The sequence below is a fragment of the Marinobacter shengliensis genome (genome assembly GCF_030297115.1).
In the GTDB taxonomy this organism is placed as follows: Bacteria; Pseudomonadota; Gammaproteobacteria; order Pseudomonadales; family Oleiphilaceae; genus Marinobacter; species Marinobacter shengliensis.
On the sequence record NZ_AP028062.1, the window covers coordinates 2,942,907 to 2,961,313 of the forward strand.

General features: G+C 56.1%; 13 protein-coding genes. 7 read left to right on the forward strand and 6 right to left on the reverse strand.

Going from position 1 to position 18,407, the window contains the following annotated elements; translation table 11 throughout:
* The first annotated feature begins 34 nt into the window (after nucleotides 1–34).
* The 6 genes from QUE75_RS13460 to QUE75_RS13485 all read left to right on the forward strand — a co-directional run bounded on the left by QUE75_RS13460 (nucleotide 35) and on the right by QUE75_RS13485 (nucleotide 7,631).
* Nucleotides 35–2,389, forward strand: a complete 2,355-nt coding sequence (locus tag QUE75_RS13460; protein ID WP_106695037.1) for a response regulator — start codon at nucleotides 35–37, stop codon at nucleotides 2,387–2,389.
* Between the two features lie 34 nt (nucleotides 2,390–2,423).
* Nucleotides 2,424–2,612 carry a DNA gyrase inhibitor YacG gene (yacG, locus tag QUE75_RS13465; RefSeq protein WP_058089895.1) on the forward strand — a complete coding sequence of 63 codons (189 nt, stop codon included), beginning with the start codon at nucleotides 2,424–2,426 and terminating at the stop codon, nucleotides 2,610–2,612.
* A 166-nt stretch (nucleotides 2,613–2,778) separates the two neighbouring features.
* A complete protein-coding gene (locus tag QUE75_RS13470; RefSeq protein WP_058089894.1) occupies nucleotides 2,779–3,345 on the forward strand; it encodes a YfaZ family outer membrane protein in 567 nt (188 codons plus the stop codon).
* 128 nt (nucleotides 3,346–3,473) lie between these two features.
* Nucleotides 3,474–5,693 carry a hypothetical protein gene (locus tag QUE75_RS13475; protein ID WP_286250917.1) on the forward strand — a complete coding sequence of 740 codons (2,220 nt, stop codon included), beginning with the start codon at nucleotides 3,474–3,476 and terminating at the stop codon, nucleotides 5,691–5,693.
* 85 nt (nucleotides 5,694–5,778) lie between these two features.
* Nucleotides 5,779–6,702, forward strand: coding sequence for a glucosaminidase domain-containing protein (locus QUE75_RS13480; protein ID WP_286250918.1), 924 nt, complete (start codon nucleotides 5,779–5,781; stop codon nucleotides 6,700–6,702).
* A 32-nt stretch (nucleotides 6,703–6,734) separates the two neighbouring features.
* Nucleotides 6,735–7,631: an acyltransferase gene (locus tag QUE75_RS13485; protein ID WP_286250920.1), complete on the forward strand. Its 897-nt coding sequence runs from the start codon at nucleotides 6,735–6,737 to the stop codon at nucleotides 7,629–7,631.
* On the opposite strand, the gene QUE75_RS13490 is transcribed toward QUE75_RS13485, so the two are convergent.
* The 5 genes from QUE75_RS13490 to zapE form a co-directional block, all read right to left on the reverse strand.
* A complete protein-coding gene (locus QUE75_RS13490; protein WP_286250923.1) occupies nucleotides 7,632–10,307 on the reverse strand; it encodes a helix-turn-helix transcriptional regulator in 2,676 nt (891 codons plus the stop codon).
* Between the two features lie 273 nt (nucleotides 10,308–10,580).
* The gene (locus QUE75_RS13495; RefSeq protein WP_061331513.1) at nucleotides 10,581–11,942 is read right to left on the reverse strand and encodes a DUF1329 domain-containing protein; all 1,362 of its coding nucleotides are present in this window, start codon (nucleotides 11,940–11,942) and stop codon (nucleotides 10,581–10,583) included.
* A 33-nt stretch (nucleotides 11,943–11,975) separates the two neighbouring features.
* Entirely contained in the window at nucleotides 11,976–13,874 is a 1,899-nt protein-coding gene (locus QUE75_RS13500; RefSeq protein WP_286250929.1) for a DUF1302 domain-containing protein, read from the reverse strand.
* Nucleotides 13,875–14,094: 220 nt separating this feature from the next.
* Complete coding sequence (locus QUE75_RS13505; protein ID WP_061331515.1) at nucleotides 14,095–15,279, reverse strand: thiolase family protein; 1,185 nt, start codon at nucleotides 15,277–15,279, stop codon at nucleotides 14,095–14,097.
* A gap of 165 nt (nucleotides 15,280–15,444) precedes the next feature.
* The gene (gene zapE / locus QUE75_RS13510) at nucleotides 15,445–16,542 is read right to left on the reverse strand and encodes a cell division protein ZapE (protein ID WP_286255699.1); all 1,098 of its coding nucleotides are present in this window, start codon (nucleotides 16,540–16,542) and stop codon (nucleotides 15,445–15,447) included.
* 276 nt (nucleotides 16,543–16,818) lie between these two features.
* Here zapE and QUE75_RS13515 point away from each other — a divergent pair, with 276 nt between their 5' ends.
* On the forward strand, nucleotides 16,819–17,256 hold the full coding sequence (locus QUE75_RS13515; RefSeq protein WP_286250932.1) for a YhcB family protein: 438 nt from the start codon (nucleotides 16,819–16,821) through the stop codon (nucleotides 17,254–17,256).
* A gap of 224 nt (nucleotides 17,257–17,480) precedes the next feature.
* Here the strand turns inward: QUE75_RS13515 and QUE75_RS13520 are convergent, their stop codons facing one another.
* Nucleotides 17,481–18,224 (reverse strand): Nif3-like dinuclear metal center hexameric protein, encoded by a 744-nt coding sequence (locus tag QUE75_RS13520; RefSeq protein WP_286250934.1) that lies wholly within the window; start codon nucleotides 18,222–18,224, stop codon nucleotides 17,481–17,483.
* Between the last annotated feature and the right edge of the window lie 183 nt (nucleotides 18,225–18,407).

Genomic DNA, 18,407 nt, shown 5'->3' on the forward strand with positions numbered 1-18,407 from the left:
GGTGATTTTGTAGTCGACACAGGGAACTTGTGCCTTGCTTTCCAACCGGTTTTTAAAGCGTTTAGGTGTTCGCCCGCTGGCTCTCCGCTTGCTGGGGTGGGTGCTGCTTTACAGCCTGATTCTGTCTCTGGTGGCGACCGGCGTGCAGATGATTGGCGAGTTTGATCGCCAGAAAACGGAACTTCAGTCGAGCCAGGAGCGGGCTGTTGAGCTGATATCTGGCAGCATGGGCACCAACCTTTGGGTAATGAACTTCAGCGAGGTGGCCAACAGCCTCGACGACATGCGGGCCATGCCGTCGGTGCAGTATGCCCGTGTTATCACCACCACGGGTGAGGAATTCAGCACTGGCCAGTATCCGGAAGGCCGGGTGATTTCCCAGACATTTCCCCTTGAGTTCAATCGATCCACGTTTGACCAGCCCCGCCGGGTTGGGGAACTGACGGTTGTTTCCTCCGTTGAGCAAATCTACGAGAGCGTTCGGGACCAGGCTCTGATGAACCTGTTGTTCCAGTCACTGGTGGTGATGCTGGGCACTCTGGGCCTGTTGTTGATCGTTCGGGTAACCTTGTCCCGGCACCTGGAAACCATGGCTGATTACGCCGCCAAGCTAAACCTCGATGCCCTGGTTGACCCACTTCAGTTACGCCGAAAGCCGCCCCGCCGGCCGGATGAGCTGTCAGAGCTTGAGCAGGCACTCAACAAGATGCGCCTGCAGATCCTGGAAGACACCCGCTCACTGCGCCAGACCACGATCAAAACCCAGGGCGAGCGCGATGAAGCCATTCGGGCCAACCATGCCAAAAACCAGTTTCTGGCCAATGTCAGCCACGAGTTGCGCATTCCGCTGCAGTCGGTGCTGGGGTACGCCAACCTGCTGACCGACACCCCTCTGGACCAGGAACAGCGGGAGTATGTCAGCACCCTGCTTAACGCGTCTGAAAGCCTGTCGGCCATTATCAATGACCTGCTGGATATCTCCAGTATGGAAGCCGGCAAGCTGGAACTGGAAGCCATTCCGTTCGACCTCAGGGAAACCCTCAACGATCTGATCCACATGCTGGGCTCCCGGGCGAGGGAAAAAGGCCTGGCTCTTGAAATGCGGGTTGATGAAAACCTGCCCTGGGCCATGATCGGCGACCCGGTGCGGCTGCGGCAGATATTGCTCAATCTGCTCTCCAATGCCATCAAGTTTACCGATTCCGGCCATGTGCTGATCAGCATAGAAGTACTTGGGCGGAAAGAGGGGAATGTTCGCTTACGCCTTGCGGTTGAAGATACCGGCGTCGGCATTAACCCCGAAGACATCCCGCTGGTGTATGAACCCTATGTGCAGCTGGGCCAACGGTTCCAGCGGCAACTGCCCGGAGCGGGATTGGGGTTGACGATCTGCCGCCAGCTTGTTGATCTGATGGGGGGCTCCATGGATCTGGAAAGCCGCCCCGGGCAGGGCTCCACGTTCTGGGTGGAGCTGACCCTGCAGGCGGCCGGAGATGCCTCAACCCGTATTCGGCCAGACTCCCATATGGTCCGGGGGCGAAAGATCCTGGTGGTGGATTCTTACGAGCTGTCACGCAAGATCACACTGGAAATGCTGTCCCGATATGAGGTTCAGATCGAGGCAGTGAAAGCCGCCGGTGAGGCCCTGACCTCGCTACGCCAGGCCTTCGATGCCGGCGACCCATACCACGCCATCATCCTTGATGGTTTTGTGCCGGATATGGACAGCGATTTGTTATGCCGGCAGATTCGCAGTAACCCGCAATGGGCCGACATGCGGCTACTGATTCTCTCATCCAATCCTCAGCGCGGTGATGCCGAACATTTTCGGCAGGCCGGGGCTGACGCTTTCCTGAGCAAATCGCTGCGGGAATCTTATCTGATCCCCATCCTCAACCAACTGTTTCTGGATGTCGAAAAACAGGAACGCCGCTTCCTGACTCGCTTTTCGCTGCAGGCAATAACCGATGTCACGGTCAAACAGCGGCAGATTCCCTGCGGGCGAATGCGGGTACTCCTGGTTGAAGACAACCCGGTGAACCGTACCCTCACCCGCCGGCTGCTGGAAAAACTCGGCTGTGAGGTGATGACTGCCAACGACGGCCAGGCGGCGTCCGCCCTGTGGCAATGGCATCAGTTTGACCTGGTGTTCATGGATTGCGTTATGCCTCGCATGGATGGTTTTGAAGCCACCAGACGGCTGCGTCGCTGGGAAGAAGATCATCACCGGGCCAGGGTGCCCGTGGTTGCGCTAACCGCCAGCGCGATGGAAGAAGACGAGGAACGCTGCCGGGCGGCGGGCATGGATGCGTTTGTTGCCAAACCTGTCAACCTTGAAATGCTGCGGGCAGTACTGGAACAATACTGCCAGGCCGCTGCTGAATCCTGAGCACCGGCATGTTACCCATAGCCCGGATTCTGATATGAATGTTGAATGCCCCACTTGCAAAAAGTCTGTCGAATGGACGGAAACCAACCCATTTCGGCCTTTCTGTTCCGAACGATGCAAGCTGATTGACCTTGGCGCCTGGGCCAATGAGGAATATCGGGTGCCGGCGGAGAACGTTTCTCCCGATGACCTCGACCAGATCGACGAAGCCACCCGGCACTGAATCAGCTAGGCCACATCAGCCCGACTGACTACCCTTTCCAACGGCTTACGGGCATTTAAGTTGTGATGCGGTTGGCAGGTCGTTACCATCCTCTCAGTCATAACTATCGCTGATGCCGGCAGTTCCGGCCGGTCTGAACTCAAACGACAGCAATAAAGGTGTAAACATGAAAGTAACCCGCATCTCCGCTCTGGCGCTTTCTCTGGCAGCCGCCCCTGTGTTCGCCGCTGATCTGGACCTGAGCCTGACCAATAACTCGGCGAAGGGCCAGGTCAACTTTTTCGGTGCTCAGAACGATATTCAGCTGGGTGCAGGCTACACCTACCGTGACAGCCGCCGCCATATCGGCAACCTCGACTTTCACGCGCAAGGCCGTACGTCCATTGGCAACCTGCCAACCACTGCCGGTGTAGGCCTCAAAGGTGTCTTTTATGATGAGCGCCGCCGCAATGTGGATGGCGGCGCCGTCGGTCTGGGCGGTTTTGCCACCGTGAATGTGCCAGACGTACCAGGCCTGTCGTTCAGCGGTAGCCTCCACTACGCCCCAACCATTCTTTCGTTCGGAGATTCCGACGACATGACCAGCCTGGAACTGCGCGGAAGCTACCGTGTGATTCGCAATGCTGAGGTGTTCGCCGGTTACCGCTACCTGAACACCGAGCTGGACTTTGCCGGCTCCCCAGACATCAACCTGGATGAAGGTGTGCTGGCCGGCATCAAGATTTTCTTCTAACCGCGCCACACCGATACTGAATCCGTTACCCGGCGAACAGGCGGGTAACGGATTCGTGCTACTCCTCACGCTCTCCCCCGCTTTTTGTTGCTAGGCTTCCCGGATACTTACTCAACGGATTGTCTGGCATGAGATTGAACCCCCCCACCCTTCTGGCCGCCACCCTGATACTCACCGCCTGCAGCGGCGACAGCGCTATTGATGGTGTCAAGGAGATCCCCAACCGGTTCGGCAATGCCGTCAATGCCCTGGACGATTTCAGCCCTGGCAGCACCGGCGACTCCAACAACGCCCGCGGGCTGAGACCGAACGAAGTCCGGGTTACCATGGAAGTGCCGGCCAGCCTTGCCCCGCAGGGTGAACCCACACGCAGGAATCTGCGGATTGTGGTGCCCGACCGTGTCGAGGTTTACCGTACGGACTATACCCTCAGGAAAGACCTTGGCACTGTACGTTTTTCAACTGCCACGGACGATGATGGTTACCTGATCATCGCGTTTGAGGATGGGGTCCCCATCGGCCCCGATGTTGTTATCGAAGCCTCCTATCGCAGCACAACGCTCAAAGCCCTCGCCGCCGACGCGGACCGGGATGTGAAGGTAAACCCGTTTTCCCATTACCTGGTTGTCGAGGGCCTGGGGAATTACGATGCCGTCGATTTTCAAACGGTCATGAATTGTGTCAACAGCAGCCTTTGTCTGAATAAGTATGTCTGGGGCACGGTCGCGGACCAGGTGCATGACTTCGAGATCGATATCGGCACCAATGCAAGTATTGCCAGCGCCCTCGACCGGCTGGATAACCGGGCCGACTTCAAAGCCTACGTGGCTGCCATGGCAGATTATGCCCTGCTCGGCCAGGATAATTCAGACACCGTCCGCGCCAGTTCCGCCGATTACAATTCGGTCTTCCTGGGGCTGGAGCTTGGCCAGACCTTCCGGGAATCCAATGCGTTCGGTGCCGGCCAATGGGGTGTCCGTACCGCCCAGGAAGAGGCGCTCACCGCCACCGGAAGCGCCTATCTTTACCCAGCGCTCACGCTCACATCCTTTGAAGCGTTCAACATCAATGTCACCTCTTTGGCCACCGACATTCCGTACGATCGGCAAACGCTCATTCACGGTACTGACAACGGCGGTTCCCAGACATTCTTCAATCGGAGTTCGGATCTTTGGGCGCGCAACAGCCATTCAAGCGCTCCCGGGGCGGCCACACTCACCCCACCCCGAAGCGATGCCCAGAACGGTGATGCGATCAACCCCGCCCGGTTGCTGGCAGGCCGCGCCCTGTACCAGAGTGTGACTGGCCGCGACAGCAGCAGAATCACGGGTTGGACCCGAAATCCCTATCATCTGGATGCTTTCACCTCCGCGCCGGCAGAGCCGGATAGCAGCCCGGACCGAGTGCTCACCAGCTATTTCTCGGCCGGCAAAGCCATTGAGCTTCAGGAAGAGGGAGGCAAACTCAAACGCCAGGACACGTTGGAAGACCACTACCTTTCTGTGTTTGAGCTCCACCTGGAGCGCAGCAGCGATTTCAGCCTGTCCACACTGGCAGAGCAACGCTATAACCTGGTGTATATCGCACCCCGATTCGGCAATGAAGATGACCCACTGGTTTTCGAAACCGGGCACGGCACCTGGGACACCCAAACCCCTGATGGCAACCGGCTGGCAGCTGAGGCGACGCTTGCTCAGTTCCGGGTTGTCCGGGCCAGTAATGGCCAAGTGCGCGCAGAGGCGAGTTCCGGAACCGGTGACTGGAATCTGGCTAACCGATTGTCTCGCCTGAGCCAGTCAGACCGGTATATGGGCAGGTTGACCCTTTATGAAGACCAGCCCGGCGAAGAGTTTGAAACACCGGACATGGGCCTGGGCGCCAGCACCCCAGACGGCTCACTGATGGCCTTCAATCTGGATGACAGTTACCTTGGCGACGGCCTGTTGATTGCCGGCAAGGCTCCCACTGACCCACTGGTGCCGGCCCTCTACAGGCTTCAGGGTGTTATCGTCTCTATGAACGATAACACCAGCCGAATGCATCAGATCCATAACGGTTCACTGGAGTTACATGATGATGGCAACGCAACCCTGACTGCAAAAGGTGTCCAGATTGACCACGACATCCCATCCAGTAACGTCTCAGAGCCAAGGCAAGCCAGCCTGGACTCCTCACTCGGCGTCACCGCAACGGAAGACGGCGAGATCACCCTTAGCGGCGGCGAACTCACACTCGCGGGATTCTACACAGGAACAGGTGACCAGATATTTCTGACCTTGCGGGATAACACCGGCCCCGAGTTTCAGACCGGATTACTGATAGCCACGGTGATCCCGGAATCGGACTAACAGAACCAATACTCAGGACGCTCTCGTATAACCTGTTATAATTTCTGCCATATCGCCTGACATACCCATAAAGACGAGAGGTTTTATGACTGAAGTTACCCGGGCGCTGATGCTGTTTGTTCCTTTGATTCTGTTTGCTACTGCTGGCGCCCTGTATGTTCCACCCGGCAGTTCTGGTGGAGGTGACGATGACGAAGTGATTCTGGCATCGCTTCCCCGCCTCCCAGCCTGGGCACAGGACGACTTGCCCGACTTTTCGGTCTATCGTGATGCCACCGAACGTAAAGTCGCGTTCTTCTCGTTCCTTTACCCGCGGATTGTTCTTGCCAACTCCCGCATTCTGCTTGAGCGCGAATACCTTGAGTCGCTTGCCAGCAAAGCCGAGCTCTCAAACCGGGAAGAACGATGGCTGACCGATCAGGCGCAGCGCCTGAGAGTTGACGCCCCAACAGGGAGCAATGAGCAATTTGCACTTTTAAGAAAGCGCCTGGATGTTATTCCGCCATCGCTGATTCTTGCCCAGGCGGCCAATGAATCTGCCTGGGGCACGTCTCGCTTTGCCACTGAGGGTAATAACCTGTTCGGTCAGTGGTGCTTCAGCAAAGGCTGTGGTCTTGTACCCCTGAGCCGTGTTGAAGGGGCCAGCCATGAGGTGGCAAAATTCTCCTCTCCCTATCAGTCCGTTCGCTCGTATATCCAGAACCTGAACCGACACCCCACCTACCAACTGGTCAGAGACCTCCGATTGCAGAACCGCCAGGCGGAACAGCCGCTTTCCGGGCTGGCAATGGCGGAAGGCCTACTTGGCTATTCCGAACGGGGTGAGGAGTATATAAAAGAGATTCGCTCCATGATTCGCTACAACAACCTTGAGTTCTATGATCAGGAATTCAGGAATTTGTTGGGAGAGCGCACCCCCGCCAAGTTCAAACAACTGGCCTCAGCAAAGGCAGATACTGCGCTGCTTCCCGGCGCGGAAGGCGCCTTGGCCAGCCCGTTTGAAGGCTGACATTAAAATCTGAACCTACAGAGATCGTGCCCATGCTCAATTTCCTGCCCGCCCCATTGAAAGGGGTTCTGGTGGTTCTGCTTATCCTGCTGAATACCATAATTTTCCTTCCGTTCCTGCTGCTGTTCGCCATCATCAAACTGGTGATCCCGGTCACGGCCGTGCGCAAGGTCTGCACTGTGATCGTCAATGGCATCGCCCGGTATTGGATAGGCTTCAATAACACACTGGTAAAACTGTTCCACAAAGTTGAATGGGACGTTCGGGGCGCTCAGGAACTCAGCCGCAAGCACTGGTACTTCGTGACCTGTAACCACCAGAGCTGGACAGACATCCCCGCCATCCAGTACGTGCTGAATAGCAAGATCCCCTTGCTCAAGTTTTTTCTCAAGAAGCAATTGATTTGGGTACCCCTCCTGGGCGTTGCCTGGTGGGCGCTGGATTTTCCGTTCATGCATCGCCATACCAAAGAGCAGATCGCCAAACGTCCGGAACTGAAAGGCAAAGACATCGCAGCCACCCGAGCAGCCTGTGAGAAATTTCGCTACACGCCAGTGACCATCTTCAACTTTATGGAAGGCACCCGCTTTACACCAGAAAAACAGGCCCGCCAGAATTCACCCTATAAAAACCTGCTGAAACCCCGCGCCGGTGGAACGGCGTTTGTATTTGGCGCCATGGGCGAGATGATTCACACCATGCTGGATGTGACCATCGTGTACCCCAACGGCAAGCCGGGCATCTGGGACTACCTGTGCGGCAGGGTAGACAAGATCATTATCGACATTCGCACCCGGGAGGTACCAGAGCGATTTCTGGGTATGGATTATGAGGGTAACCGGGAACTGCGCGTGGACTTCCAGCGTTGGATAAGCGAGATATGGGCGGAGAAAGATGCCCGGATTGAGGAGCTGAAGGCCGGGGGCTGACTAAAGCAGCCCCAACTCCCGGGCCCGCACAATCGCCTGGGTTCTGGACTTCACTTCCAGCTTGGCATTGATTCTGCGGGCATGGGTTTTCACCGTATGCAGGGAGATGTGCAGCTTGTCTGCGATTTCCTGGTTTGACAGGCCCTTGGCAATCAACTCAAGAACACCCTGCTCCCGGTCACTGATTGGCTCCGCGAGCGCATCGGCAACCACCACCGCGCCCTCGATACCAAACAGTTCGCCCAACGCACTGGTAAAGGGACATTTCTCCAACCCCCTGAAGGTCTTTTCCATGAGGGGGCGTAGCTCCTGCATCAGTTCTGCGAAAGGACTGATGAAGTGCTCCCTGGCGGCCTCCCGAACGACGCTTTCCAGCTGTCGCCTGCCAGCAGGCAGCCCTTTTTCTTCCGTCAGGAGCACCGCATCGAGCAGGCCAGCATGAAGCAGAAGCCCCCAGGGTAAGGTGTCTTCGTACCGGTGATACACAGCAGAGAGGTGTTCCCTGGCCCGAATCAGGTCGCCGTTCACCAGATCAATCCGCACCTGCAAACAGTCCAGCAAGCCCGGAATCATCGGGAACAGTTCAGGAACACAGCCGTCCTTACGGAAAGGTGCCAGCTTTGTCATCGCCTGAGAGGCGCTCTCAGGTTGACCGCAGGCCAACCAACAGCTCGCCTTCAGCGCTTCAAGTACCGGCAGATAAACAGACTCGTCAACCTGCCAGGAATGCATGGTTCGTTCGGCACGGCCAATCCATACAAAAGCGTCATCCATACGGCCCTGAGCCCGACACATCAGAACCCTCAACGCCATAGCCAGCAGCAGCCCCAGATCACGAGTTTGCTCCGCATGCCGGGCACAGCTCACCAACAGGCGATCGGCCTCTTTCAGACGCCCTTTATGCCAGAGCACCAGAACCAGATTCAGTTGTAACCGTGTTTCCCCAATCCGGGCGGGCCGACTGAGCTCTTGCATGGCGGTATCCAGCCCGGTTCGCAAAAGCTGTTCTGCATGGCCCAGAGCACCCTTGCCCAGCTCAATTCTGGCGTGAGCATAGACTGCCAGTGCTTCAGAACCAGAGTCGCCAGCTTCCCGAGCCAACTTTGCAGCGGTTCGATTGGCATCCCGCGCTGCCTGAAAGTACCCACCAGCGCATAACGCACTGGACCTGACAATTTGAGTCACCAGTTGCGCCTGGGTAGACAAGCCTCCCGTCGCCAGCGCCTTGTCAGCCATCTCAAGCGCAGGTGCCACAAAGCCCTCACCACGAAGGATAAACGCTTTAAGGGCGTATATTCGGGCTTCCTGTTCTCTTAGATCTGACACACTGAACGATTCGAGCAACTCTCGCGCCTGGCGGAATTGGCCACCAATCGCATGAACCCAGCCGTAGACGATTCGCAGCCTGGCACTCCGCTCCAGCAACTGGGCAGGCAGGCTTCGTCGCAGCGTCAGCAACGACGCCGTGTCTTGCCCCAACAGCAGCGCCTCGGTGCCCTCGGACGCGATGCGTATGACTTCATCATTTTCGCCCGCCAGCAAGGCGTACTTGAGCGCCTCCGGAAACTGCTCCCGTTGCCCAAACCAACGGCTTGCCATCAACATACGGGTGGCATAACCGCCCATCACGGGCGCCTGTAACCAGGCTTGGAGCAATGGGTTCAAACGATACCAACGCCCCCTCCCCGGCACCTGCTTTAATGGCAATCCGCGTTCCGCCGCCGACGATGGCGGCATATCCGGCTCTGCGGTGGTGCCCTCCAGTGTCAGGAACAGCTCATCTGAACAGCTTTCGAGCTCCGCCATCACTCGCAAACTGCGAACCTGTGACTGCGCCAACGGCGCAAGCACGGTGCTCTTGATAAACCGTTCCACGGACTCGGTTTCGTGAACCGGCTTTCTTTCATCGCCACGAGCGAGCTCACGAAGGTACAGGGCCAATGGGGTTGGCCAGCCTTCCGTCAGGTTGTACAGGTGGTCGATGGCCACACTGGTAATCAGGCGTTCATCACGTGCTTGCTGAAAAAACTCGAACGTTTCCGACCGGGAGAACTCGAGGCGATCCACAGACAAGTGCTGGTAGACACCCTGCAGATCCAGCGTGTGGCTTTCAAACGGCAGGGGTAAACGTGATGCCATCACCACCGCCAGGTTGCCAGGAATGTTCGTAGCCAGTTGATGGAGTAATCCCACCACAGCCGGGTTCGTCAGATGATGAAGATTATCCAGAACCAGTACATCCCGATTGGACTCCTTCTTTCGGGCTTTGGTGACCAGAAGAACAGAAAGATGATCCTGGAAAGTACCGCCATTTGGCGCTGAGACCTCAGACAGACCAAGGGCCGTGGCCAACAGTGAGAGAAAACGAGAAGGGGCGTTGTCACCGCCGTTAAGTGTAACCCAACGAATACTGGCATCCGGCGCAGCATTGAGCGCGCTGACCAGGGAGTGGGTTTTGCCATAACCACTGGGCGCCTCCAGAAACAACAGATGCCCTGGCGACATAGCGGCCAGGATCTGCTGGTCCAGCTCTGGCCGGATTAGCCTGGAGACAGGAATTGCCGGCATCTGAAGCCTTTGCTCCAGAAGGTCTCGCACAAGCTCTCCATGCGCAAGGCCATTGTTGGCGGACTGAAATTCATCGTTGGCTGCACAGCCATCATTATAGGATTTCACGCACTGCCCCATTTAAAACCGGCTTCCTGCTATCAACAGGCCGGCGTAAAAAGAATCTTCTTTTCACGGATTATGGCTTGGCGTCCTGCATCGGGTACGCCTTTAGTATGAGTTGCTTGGAAGAAGGTTAAACCAAAGGTGGGGTGAGCTGCAAAATTTTGACGTGTAAAGAGTTTGTCAGTGGCGAATTTTTAACACCAAAAGTTCGGTTACGGCCACAAAAAAACGGGGGGCCAAAGGCCCGCCGTTTTCAGTTACTGCCAAACTCGCCTGTTATCGGGTACCTGCACGGCGCAGCGCGGCCGGCGTGTAGTCCCGTGACTGGCGGCTAACACCGAAGCTGTACGGATTGCTCTCTTCGTTGGTCAGACCCAACGCGAGGTAGCGACCAGACAGCAGATCATACAGAACTTCGATGGCGTACCAGGGCACATCCTGATCGTAGAACTGCATGCCATGGGCTTCAGCCACACGCCACAGCTCGCCGCGGCCGTCGTAATGATCAATGACCGACGCCTGCCAGGAGTCTTCGTTCAGGTAGAAGTCACGCTGGGCATACACATGACGCTCACCGTCTTTCAGGGTGGCCCGTACGTGCCACACACGATGCAGCTCATAACGGGTAAGGTCCTGGTTGATGTGACCAGCCTTGATGATGTCGCTATAGCTCAGGTTACGATCAACAAGCTTGTAAGAGTTGTAAGGGATATACATCTCTTTCTTGCCGACCAGTTCCCAGTTGTAACGATCGGGAGCGCCGTTGAACATGTCGAAGTTATCAGAGGTACGCATGCCGTCAGCCGCGGTACCCGGGCCATCGTAAGCCACCTGTGGAGCGCGACGAACACGACGCTGACCGGCGTTGTAGATCCACGCACGGCGAGGCTCTTTCACCTGATCCAGGGTCTCGTGTACCAGCAGAACGTTACCCGCCAGTCGGGCCGGAGCGGTAATGGCCTGCTTGAAATAGAACAGAACGTTATCGTCTTGCCCTTCCTGATAGTCAGACAGGTAACGGTTCCAGGTCAGCTCGTCCTGGAATTTGACCACAGAAAAAGCACCATTAGTGGTTGGTGTAACCTGGCCAACGTTACGTTGAACAGACCCGCCACGATAACGGGTAATGTGGTTCCAGATCGCCTCAAGGCCGTTCTGCGGGATCGGGAACGGAGTAGCATTGGCATAGTTACCAATACCATTACCATTCTGGATCAGTTCGGAACGAGTAGCGTTCTTTACCGTCTCATCCATGATGTCCTGAGGGTAGACTGCCGTCCGATGCGTGGTGTAAACCGGCATCTTGTAATTCGGGTACTGCCGAATCATGGCAATCTGGCCAGGGGACAGCTTGTCTTCGTATTGACTTATGTTGCTCTGATCAATGACGAACTTTGGCTGCTCGTTCGGGAATGGGTTTACATAAATACCATCACCCTTATAGCCTGCCGGCGGGGTGGTCATGCCACCTGTCCACTCAGGGATGTCGCCACCGTTGCCTGCGCGCTCCGCACCCATCGGTGTCAGCGTATCGCCCAGTTTGGCTGCTTCTTCAGCAGAAACCGCGCCCCAGGCCTGGCCCGCAAAGAGACTTGCAGCCAGTACGCCTGTGGCCAGTAGTTTCTTGTTCAGTTTCATTTAAATTACCTCGTTAAACGAATTCGGTCCGGTTCAGAATGAGTAAGAGACGCTAGCACTCACGAAATCACGGTCGGTCAACTCGTTATACGGCTTGCCACCGAAAAAGTTTGTGTAACCAATGTTACCGGTGATTTTGTTCTGGTAAACCGCTTCCAGAGACAGGCCGATGGCCTTGTTACCCTCGTTGAAGGCGCCGCCCGGCTGAGGCGAATAGCCCTTCACATCGTGGCTCCACGCCAATTGCGGAGACAGGTTGATACCCGCAAAAACGTTGGGGTAATCCCACACCAGGCGCGAACGGTAGCCCCAGGAGAAGGATGTCGTGAAGCCTTCGTTGTTGCAGTAGTTGACGTTGATGTTTGCACCGTTGGCACAAAGATCCGCGCCACCCAGGGAAGCCAGGGGAAGCTCACCGATACCAAAGGTGCCGGAACGGCCGTAACGGGCCTCAGAGTAGTCCGGCAGGTCATGGACATAGGTGGCACCAAATTCCGTGATCAGAGACAAGCGGCTGGCGCCCATCACCTGGTCGAAGAACTTGATCAGCGTAAACTGTGCCTGGGACACCTTGAAGCGGTCATAGCCCTCGACTGGCTTGCCAGCCAGGTTGGCGTTATTGGATTCTGCAAGACGCTGGCGCTCCAGGCCACTCAGAACTTCGCCATTCGGCCCACGCTGCTGAAGACCACCAAAGATCAGTTCAAACGCGTTCCACTGCAGCGGCACGTTGTCCCGGAAGCTATACTCGGCCCCCAATGACCAGCCACCCGGAGTGGTGGTGTTCACACTGATACCATAAAGGTTGATATTCTCAGGGTACTCAATGAAGTAACTTGGGAAGCTGGAGTTTGGCAGGTTCGGATCGTTCTGCTGCGTGGCACTGGGCGATGCCGGGTTGTTTACAAGGCCACTTACATAAGGCAGGCGGCTGTTGTACTTGATGTAGTAGAAACCAAATTCGGAGTCATTGAGCGCTGGAACGTACCAACGGAATGCCACACCGAACTGGTCTTTGGAATCTGCTTCTTTATCGGCCAGACGCGGTGCAACAAAGCCCTGCGCCAATGCCTGAGAGTCAGGCAGCTGGCCAGCCAACAATACCGGGCCGCAACCGTCAGCGGCGAAGTCATTGGTTGAGAAGAAGGTACCACAATCGTCTGGACGAACCGGTTCCCAATCCGCTTGCACGAACGCCTCAACAGAAACCGTATCTGTCAGACCAACAGAAACATAAAACATCTCTACCGGCAGCAGGGCGTCTTTCAATTCTGACCCCGGAGCGCGGAAGGCAGGAACGTCAATCGGGTTAATGGTATTGATACCACCCTGGATAAACGTACTTTCACCCCAGCTAACTACCTGCTTACCATAACGGGCACTGACAGGCATGTTGCCGAAATACCAGTCAGTAAAAATGTAAGCGTCAAGAATTTCACCACCGGAGGCATTGGCTTTGGCGCGGTCATTCAGCTCTCGCTGCTGGCCGACATCGTCAGTCGCCCGACCTTCGTCTTTTAGTTCGAAGTCATACCAGTAACGGCCACGTACAAGGCCACCCACACGAGTCAAGACATTGCTGTCTACAGCGTAATCCAGGAAGAGCTCACTGTTGCCCTTAACAATCTTTGAGTAGGTATCACCCTTGTCAAAGTTCAGGTTACCGTCATCATAGTTGTTAGTGGATGCGCCAATATTGGCAAGGGGTCCACCCGGTGCATAATCTGGCCCCAAGTTACCCTGTGCAATCAAGCGCTTATCCTGATTTTGAGTTCTCCAACCCACACCAGCTGACAACGTGGTATTGAACTGCGCTTCAACATCTCCCACATAAAAGGAAATAGCAGAGGCCGGGGCGGACACGCCGGCGGCTATGGCGACGGCAAGCGGTAACTTGGTCCAACGCTGCCACGGTTGAGTTTTTCTTGTCATTGGAAGGCTACTCCGTTGTTGTTCTGAGTCGCTGCTCGGTTGTTCTGATTTTGGTGTCTTGGCGGCTGTGCATACAGTGCCCTGATGCTTGCACTATAGCTAAGGCCTTTGAGGGCTTTGATCAGTCAAAAGTATGATTTTGCTGTCACTCTCCGTTTAGCCGTGTTTTCGCACTCCCTCACTATAGACAAGATTCGGGAGTGCAACCACTTTGACTGTATTACAGAACTTCGATGGCCATGGCGGTGGCTTCACCCCCTCCAATACACAGTGCGGCAACGCCCTTTTTCTTGCCATAGTGCTTCAGGGAGTGCATCAGCGTGACCAGCAGGCGAGAGCCGGTGGAACCGACCGGATGGCCCTGGGCGCAGGCGCCGCCGTGCACGTTCACCTTGGCCGGGTCCAGGCCAAGTTCTTTGATCGGCATCATGGCAACCATGGCGAAGGCTTCATTGATTTCGAAAAGATCAACGTCGTCTTTGGTCCAGCCGGTTTTCGCGAACAGGGTTTCAATGGCTCCCACCGGTGCGCAGGTGAACTCGCTCGGGTGCTGTGACTGGGTGCTGTGAGCTACGATACGGGCCATCGGCTTCAGGCCGCGCTTCTGGGCTTCGGACTCACGCATCAGAACCAGAGCGGAGGAGCCGTCAGAAATAGATGAAGCGTTTGCTGCGGTCACGGTACCATCTTTTGCAAATGCCGGGCGCAAGGTCGGGATTTTTTCGATGTTGGCGGCATGGGGTTGCTCGTCGTCTTCCACCACCACCTCGCCTTTGCGGGTTTTTACAGTGACGGGGATGATTTCTTCCTTCAGCAAACCTTCTTCGATGGCTTTCTTGGCACGAGTCAGGGACTGGATGGCGTACTCATCCATGTCTTCCCGGCTGTAGCCTTTCTTGTCTGCCATTTCCTGGGCAAAGGAACCCATCAGGCGACCGGTTTCCGCATCTTCCAGACCGTCCAGGAACATATGATCCTGCGGAGCCTGCCCGGGCCCCATACGATAGCCCTGGCGGGCTCCAAGCAGCACGTAAGGTGCATTGGACATGCTTTCCATACCACCGGCGACCATGATGTCGTTGGTGCCTGCCTTGATCAGGTCATGGGCCAGCATGGCCGCTTTCATGCCGGAGCCGCACAGCTTGTTGATGGTGGTGGCACCGGTGCTGTCAGGCAAGCCGGCCTTACGCATGGCCTGGCGGGCCGGGCCTTGCTTGAGGCCGGCAGGCAGCACGTTGCCCATGATGACTTCCTGGATATCGGCAGGCTGCAGGCCGGCGCGCTTGACGGCTTCGGCGATGGAGATGGCGCCCAGCTCAGGGGCTGAAACCGGGGCAAGGCTGCCCATAAATCCGCCCATGGGAGTGCGTACGCCGCTTACGATAACTACGTTGTCTTGGCTCATTTGTGACCTCTCTTGGTAACGGGTCTGTCCCCGGGTGGGGACTGACCCTCTTTTATGGAGTTGGGTTCTAAAATGGGTCAGTCCCCTGCGGGGACAGACCCTATAACCGCTCTGATTTTTGGAGCTGGAGTCCAAAATGGGTCAGTCCCCGTTCGGGGACAGACCCTATGGCTTATGGGGCGCTTCCAGGTATTCCCGGGATTGCATTTCGAGCAGGCGGGATTCGGTGCGCTCGAATTCGAAGCTCAGGCGGCCGCCGGTGTAGAGTTCGGTGATCGGGGCGGCTGCCGAGATGATGACTTTGACGTTTCGGTCGTAGAACTCGTCAATCATGTTGATAAATCGACGAGCCTGGTCGTCATTGTTTTTACCCAGCTGCGGCACGTTGCTGATGATGATGGCGTGGAACTGACGCGCCATTTCGATGTAGTCGTTCTGGCTGCGCGGGCCATCACACACGGATTTGAAATCGAACCACACCACGTCGTCTGCATGGGCCTCCGCCGGAATTTTGCGACCGTTGATTTCCATGGTTTTACTGTGCTTACCGGCTTCAACGGCGAGAGCATCAAAGCTGGTGCGCAGGCTGACATCGGCCTGATCGTCCAGCGGGCAATGGTAAAGCTCAGCCTGTTCAAGGGTTCTCAACCGGTAATCCACGCCGCCGTCGACGTTCACCACGTCGGTATGTTTCTTAACCAGCTCTATAGCGGGGAGGAAACGGGCCCGTTGCAAGCCATCCTTGTAGAGGCCGTCTGGCACGATATTCGATGTGCATACCAGGGTAACACCGCGGCCAAACAGTCCATCCATCAGCGTGGCGAGAATCATTGCATCGCCGATATCGGAGACGAAGAACTCATCGAAACAGATAACACGGGTTTCATCGGCAAACTTTTTCGCCACCCTATCCAGTGGATTTTTCTCGCCTTTGAGCTGCTTCAGTTCGTTGTGAACCCGCTGCATGAAGCGATGAAAATGCACCCGCATCTTGCGGTCAAACGGCAACGCCTCGTAGAAAGTGTCCATCAGATAGGTCTTGCCGCGGCCCACACCACCCCAGAAATAGAGCCCCTTGACTGGATCTTCTTTGCCTTTCTTCAATTTACGGCGCAGTTTTGCCAGACCTTTGTGGCGTTCACTTTCGGCATCGACCAGTTTGTCGTACAGTGCCTGAAGGCGACGGACGGCATCTTCCTGGGCCGGGTCTTTATGAAAGTCCGGGCGTTCAAGGTCCTTTTGGTAACGCTCCCAAGGGCTCAGGTTCGCGACGGTTTCAGAAGACATGGCTGCTGTCATCAGGGTTTCCCGGGATTGTAATGGTGTTGGATTTTCGGCGCGGTATTGTCGCTTATTTCGTACTTTTTCGCCACGCCGGACGGGTGCTAGTGTCTCGTCTGGCTAATTCCTTAGCCAGACGAGACACTAGAGCAATACGACGATTCGCTCAGTGCCTGGCCATGGGCTCAATCAGTCAGGGGAGTTATACTCTTTGAATGAGGATTAGCTCACTCGCATGCAACGAAAGGACGTTTTTATATGACAAACCTGATTCTGGCGGCGGTAGCCGCGTTGGTGGTTGGCATTGTCATCGGGATTCTGGTGGGCCGTTCAGGCCAGGGAGCAACGCTCCGGCAGCGCCGGGCGGAGCAGCAAATTGAAGAATTGCGCAGTGAGTTTACTCGCTATCAGGCACAGGTGAATGAGCATTTCATGGAATCTGCCCATTTGCTGCGCCGGTTTAATGATGCCTATCGCGATGTAAATCAGCATATGGCCCGTGGCGCGAACCGGCTTTGCAATGATGAGGACTGGCTGGAAGAGCTTGGACAGGACGGCTCTGGCCGGCTGGAGCACGGCAGTGATGAAAACTCAGAGCCGCCACGGGATTATGCGCCGAAGGCTGATCCTGAGGACAAAGGCACGCTAGCCGAGGATTATGGCCTAAATGCGGATGGTACCAAGCGGTCTACTTGATTACCGAGATTTCCAAGCCCGGCACAAGCCATCAATAATGGGGCCTGGTCGGGCTGGGGATGGCTTTCCAAAAACCGCTACGAGCACATCCATGTGCGCTTCTCTCAGGCCATCCATGGCCTTCGAAATTTTTGGAAAGCCATCCCCAGCCCAACCACCAGATTCCTCAGCGAGCCTCTACCCTGCTTACGATGACTCTATTCTCCGGTGATGCCGCCGAACAACTAGACCGGATTATCACAGTCAATAAACTGGTGTTTCACTCCAAACTCCCTGGCTAGCGCCTCCCCCAACGCCTGCACACCATAGCGTTCTGTGGCGTGGTGGCCCGCTGCAAAGTAATGGATTCCACACTCTCTGGCAGTGTGAGTGGTCGGCTCGGAAATCTCTCCGCTGATGTAAGCATCAACCCCTGCGTTCAACGCGACATTTATAAACCCTTGAGCTGCGCCGGTGCACCAGGCTACGGTTTTGATTTTCTCTGGGCCGTCCCCCACATGAAGGGGCTGCCGGTGAAGGGCTCTGGCGATGTGGAGACCAAACGTTTCCGGAGTCATTGGCTCAGAAAGCTCACCCTGCCAAACCAGTCCGCCGATCGGCGTGGGGTTCTGAATATTCAGGACATTGGCGAGTTGGCGGTTATTGCCGTATTCAGGGTGGTCATCGAGCGGCAAGTGGTAGGCCACCAGGTTGATGTCGTTATCCAGCAGCTGCTTGATGCGGTTCTTTTTCATGCCGCGGATGGTCTGATCTTCACCTTTCCAGAAGTAGCCGTGGTGAACCAAAATCATATCGGCGTTTTGTTTCACCGCTTCGTCGATCAACGCCTGCGATGCGGTTACCCCGGACACGACAACGCTTACGTTCTCACTGCCTTCTACTTGCAGGCCATTCGGGGCGTAGTCCTGATAACCTTCCGGCTGAAGCCATTCGTTGATTTTGGCGAGGATTTCATTTCGGTTTGCCATGTTTGTGCTTGCCTCCCCATCGTGCGGTGCTTCTGAGGTCGGATCGGCGCACTCAGTTCATGGGGAAGCAAGGTGCAGGATGGCCTTTCCAAAAACCGCTACGAGCACATCCATGTGCGCTTCTCTCAGGCCATCCTTGGCCTTCGAAATTTTTGGAAAGGCCATCCTGCACCTTGCAGCCGA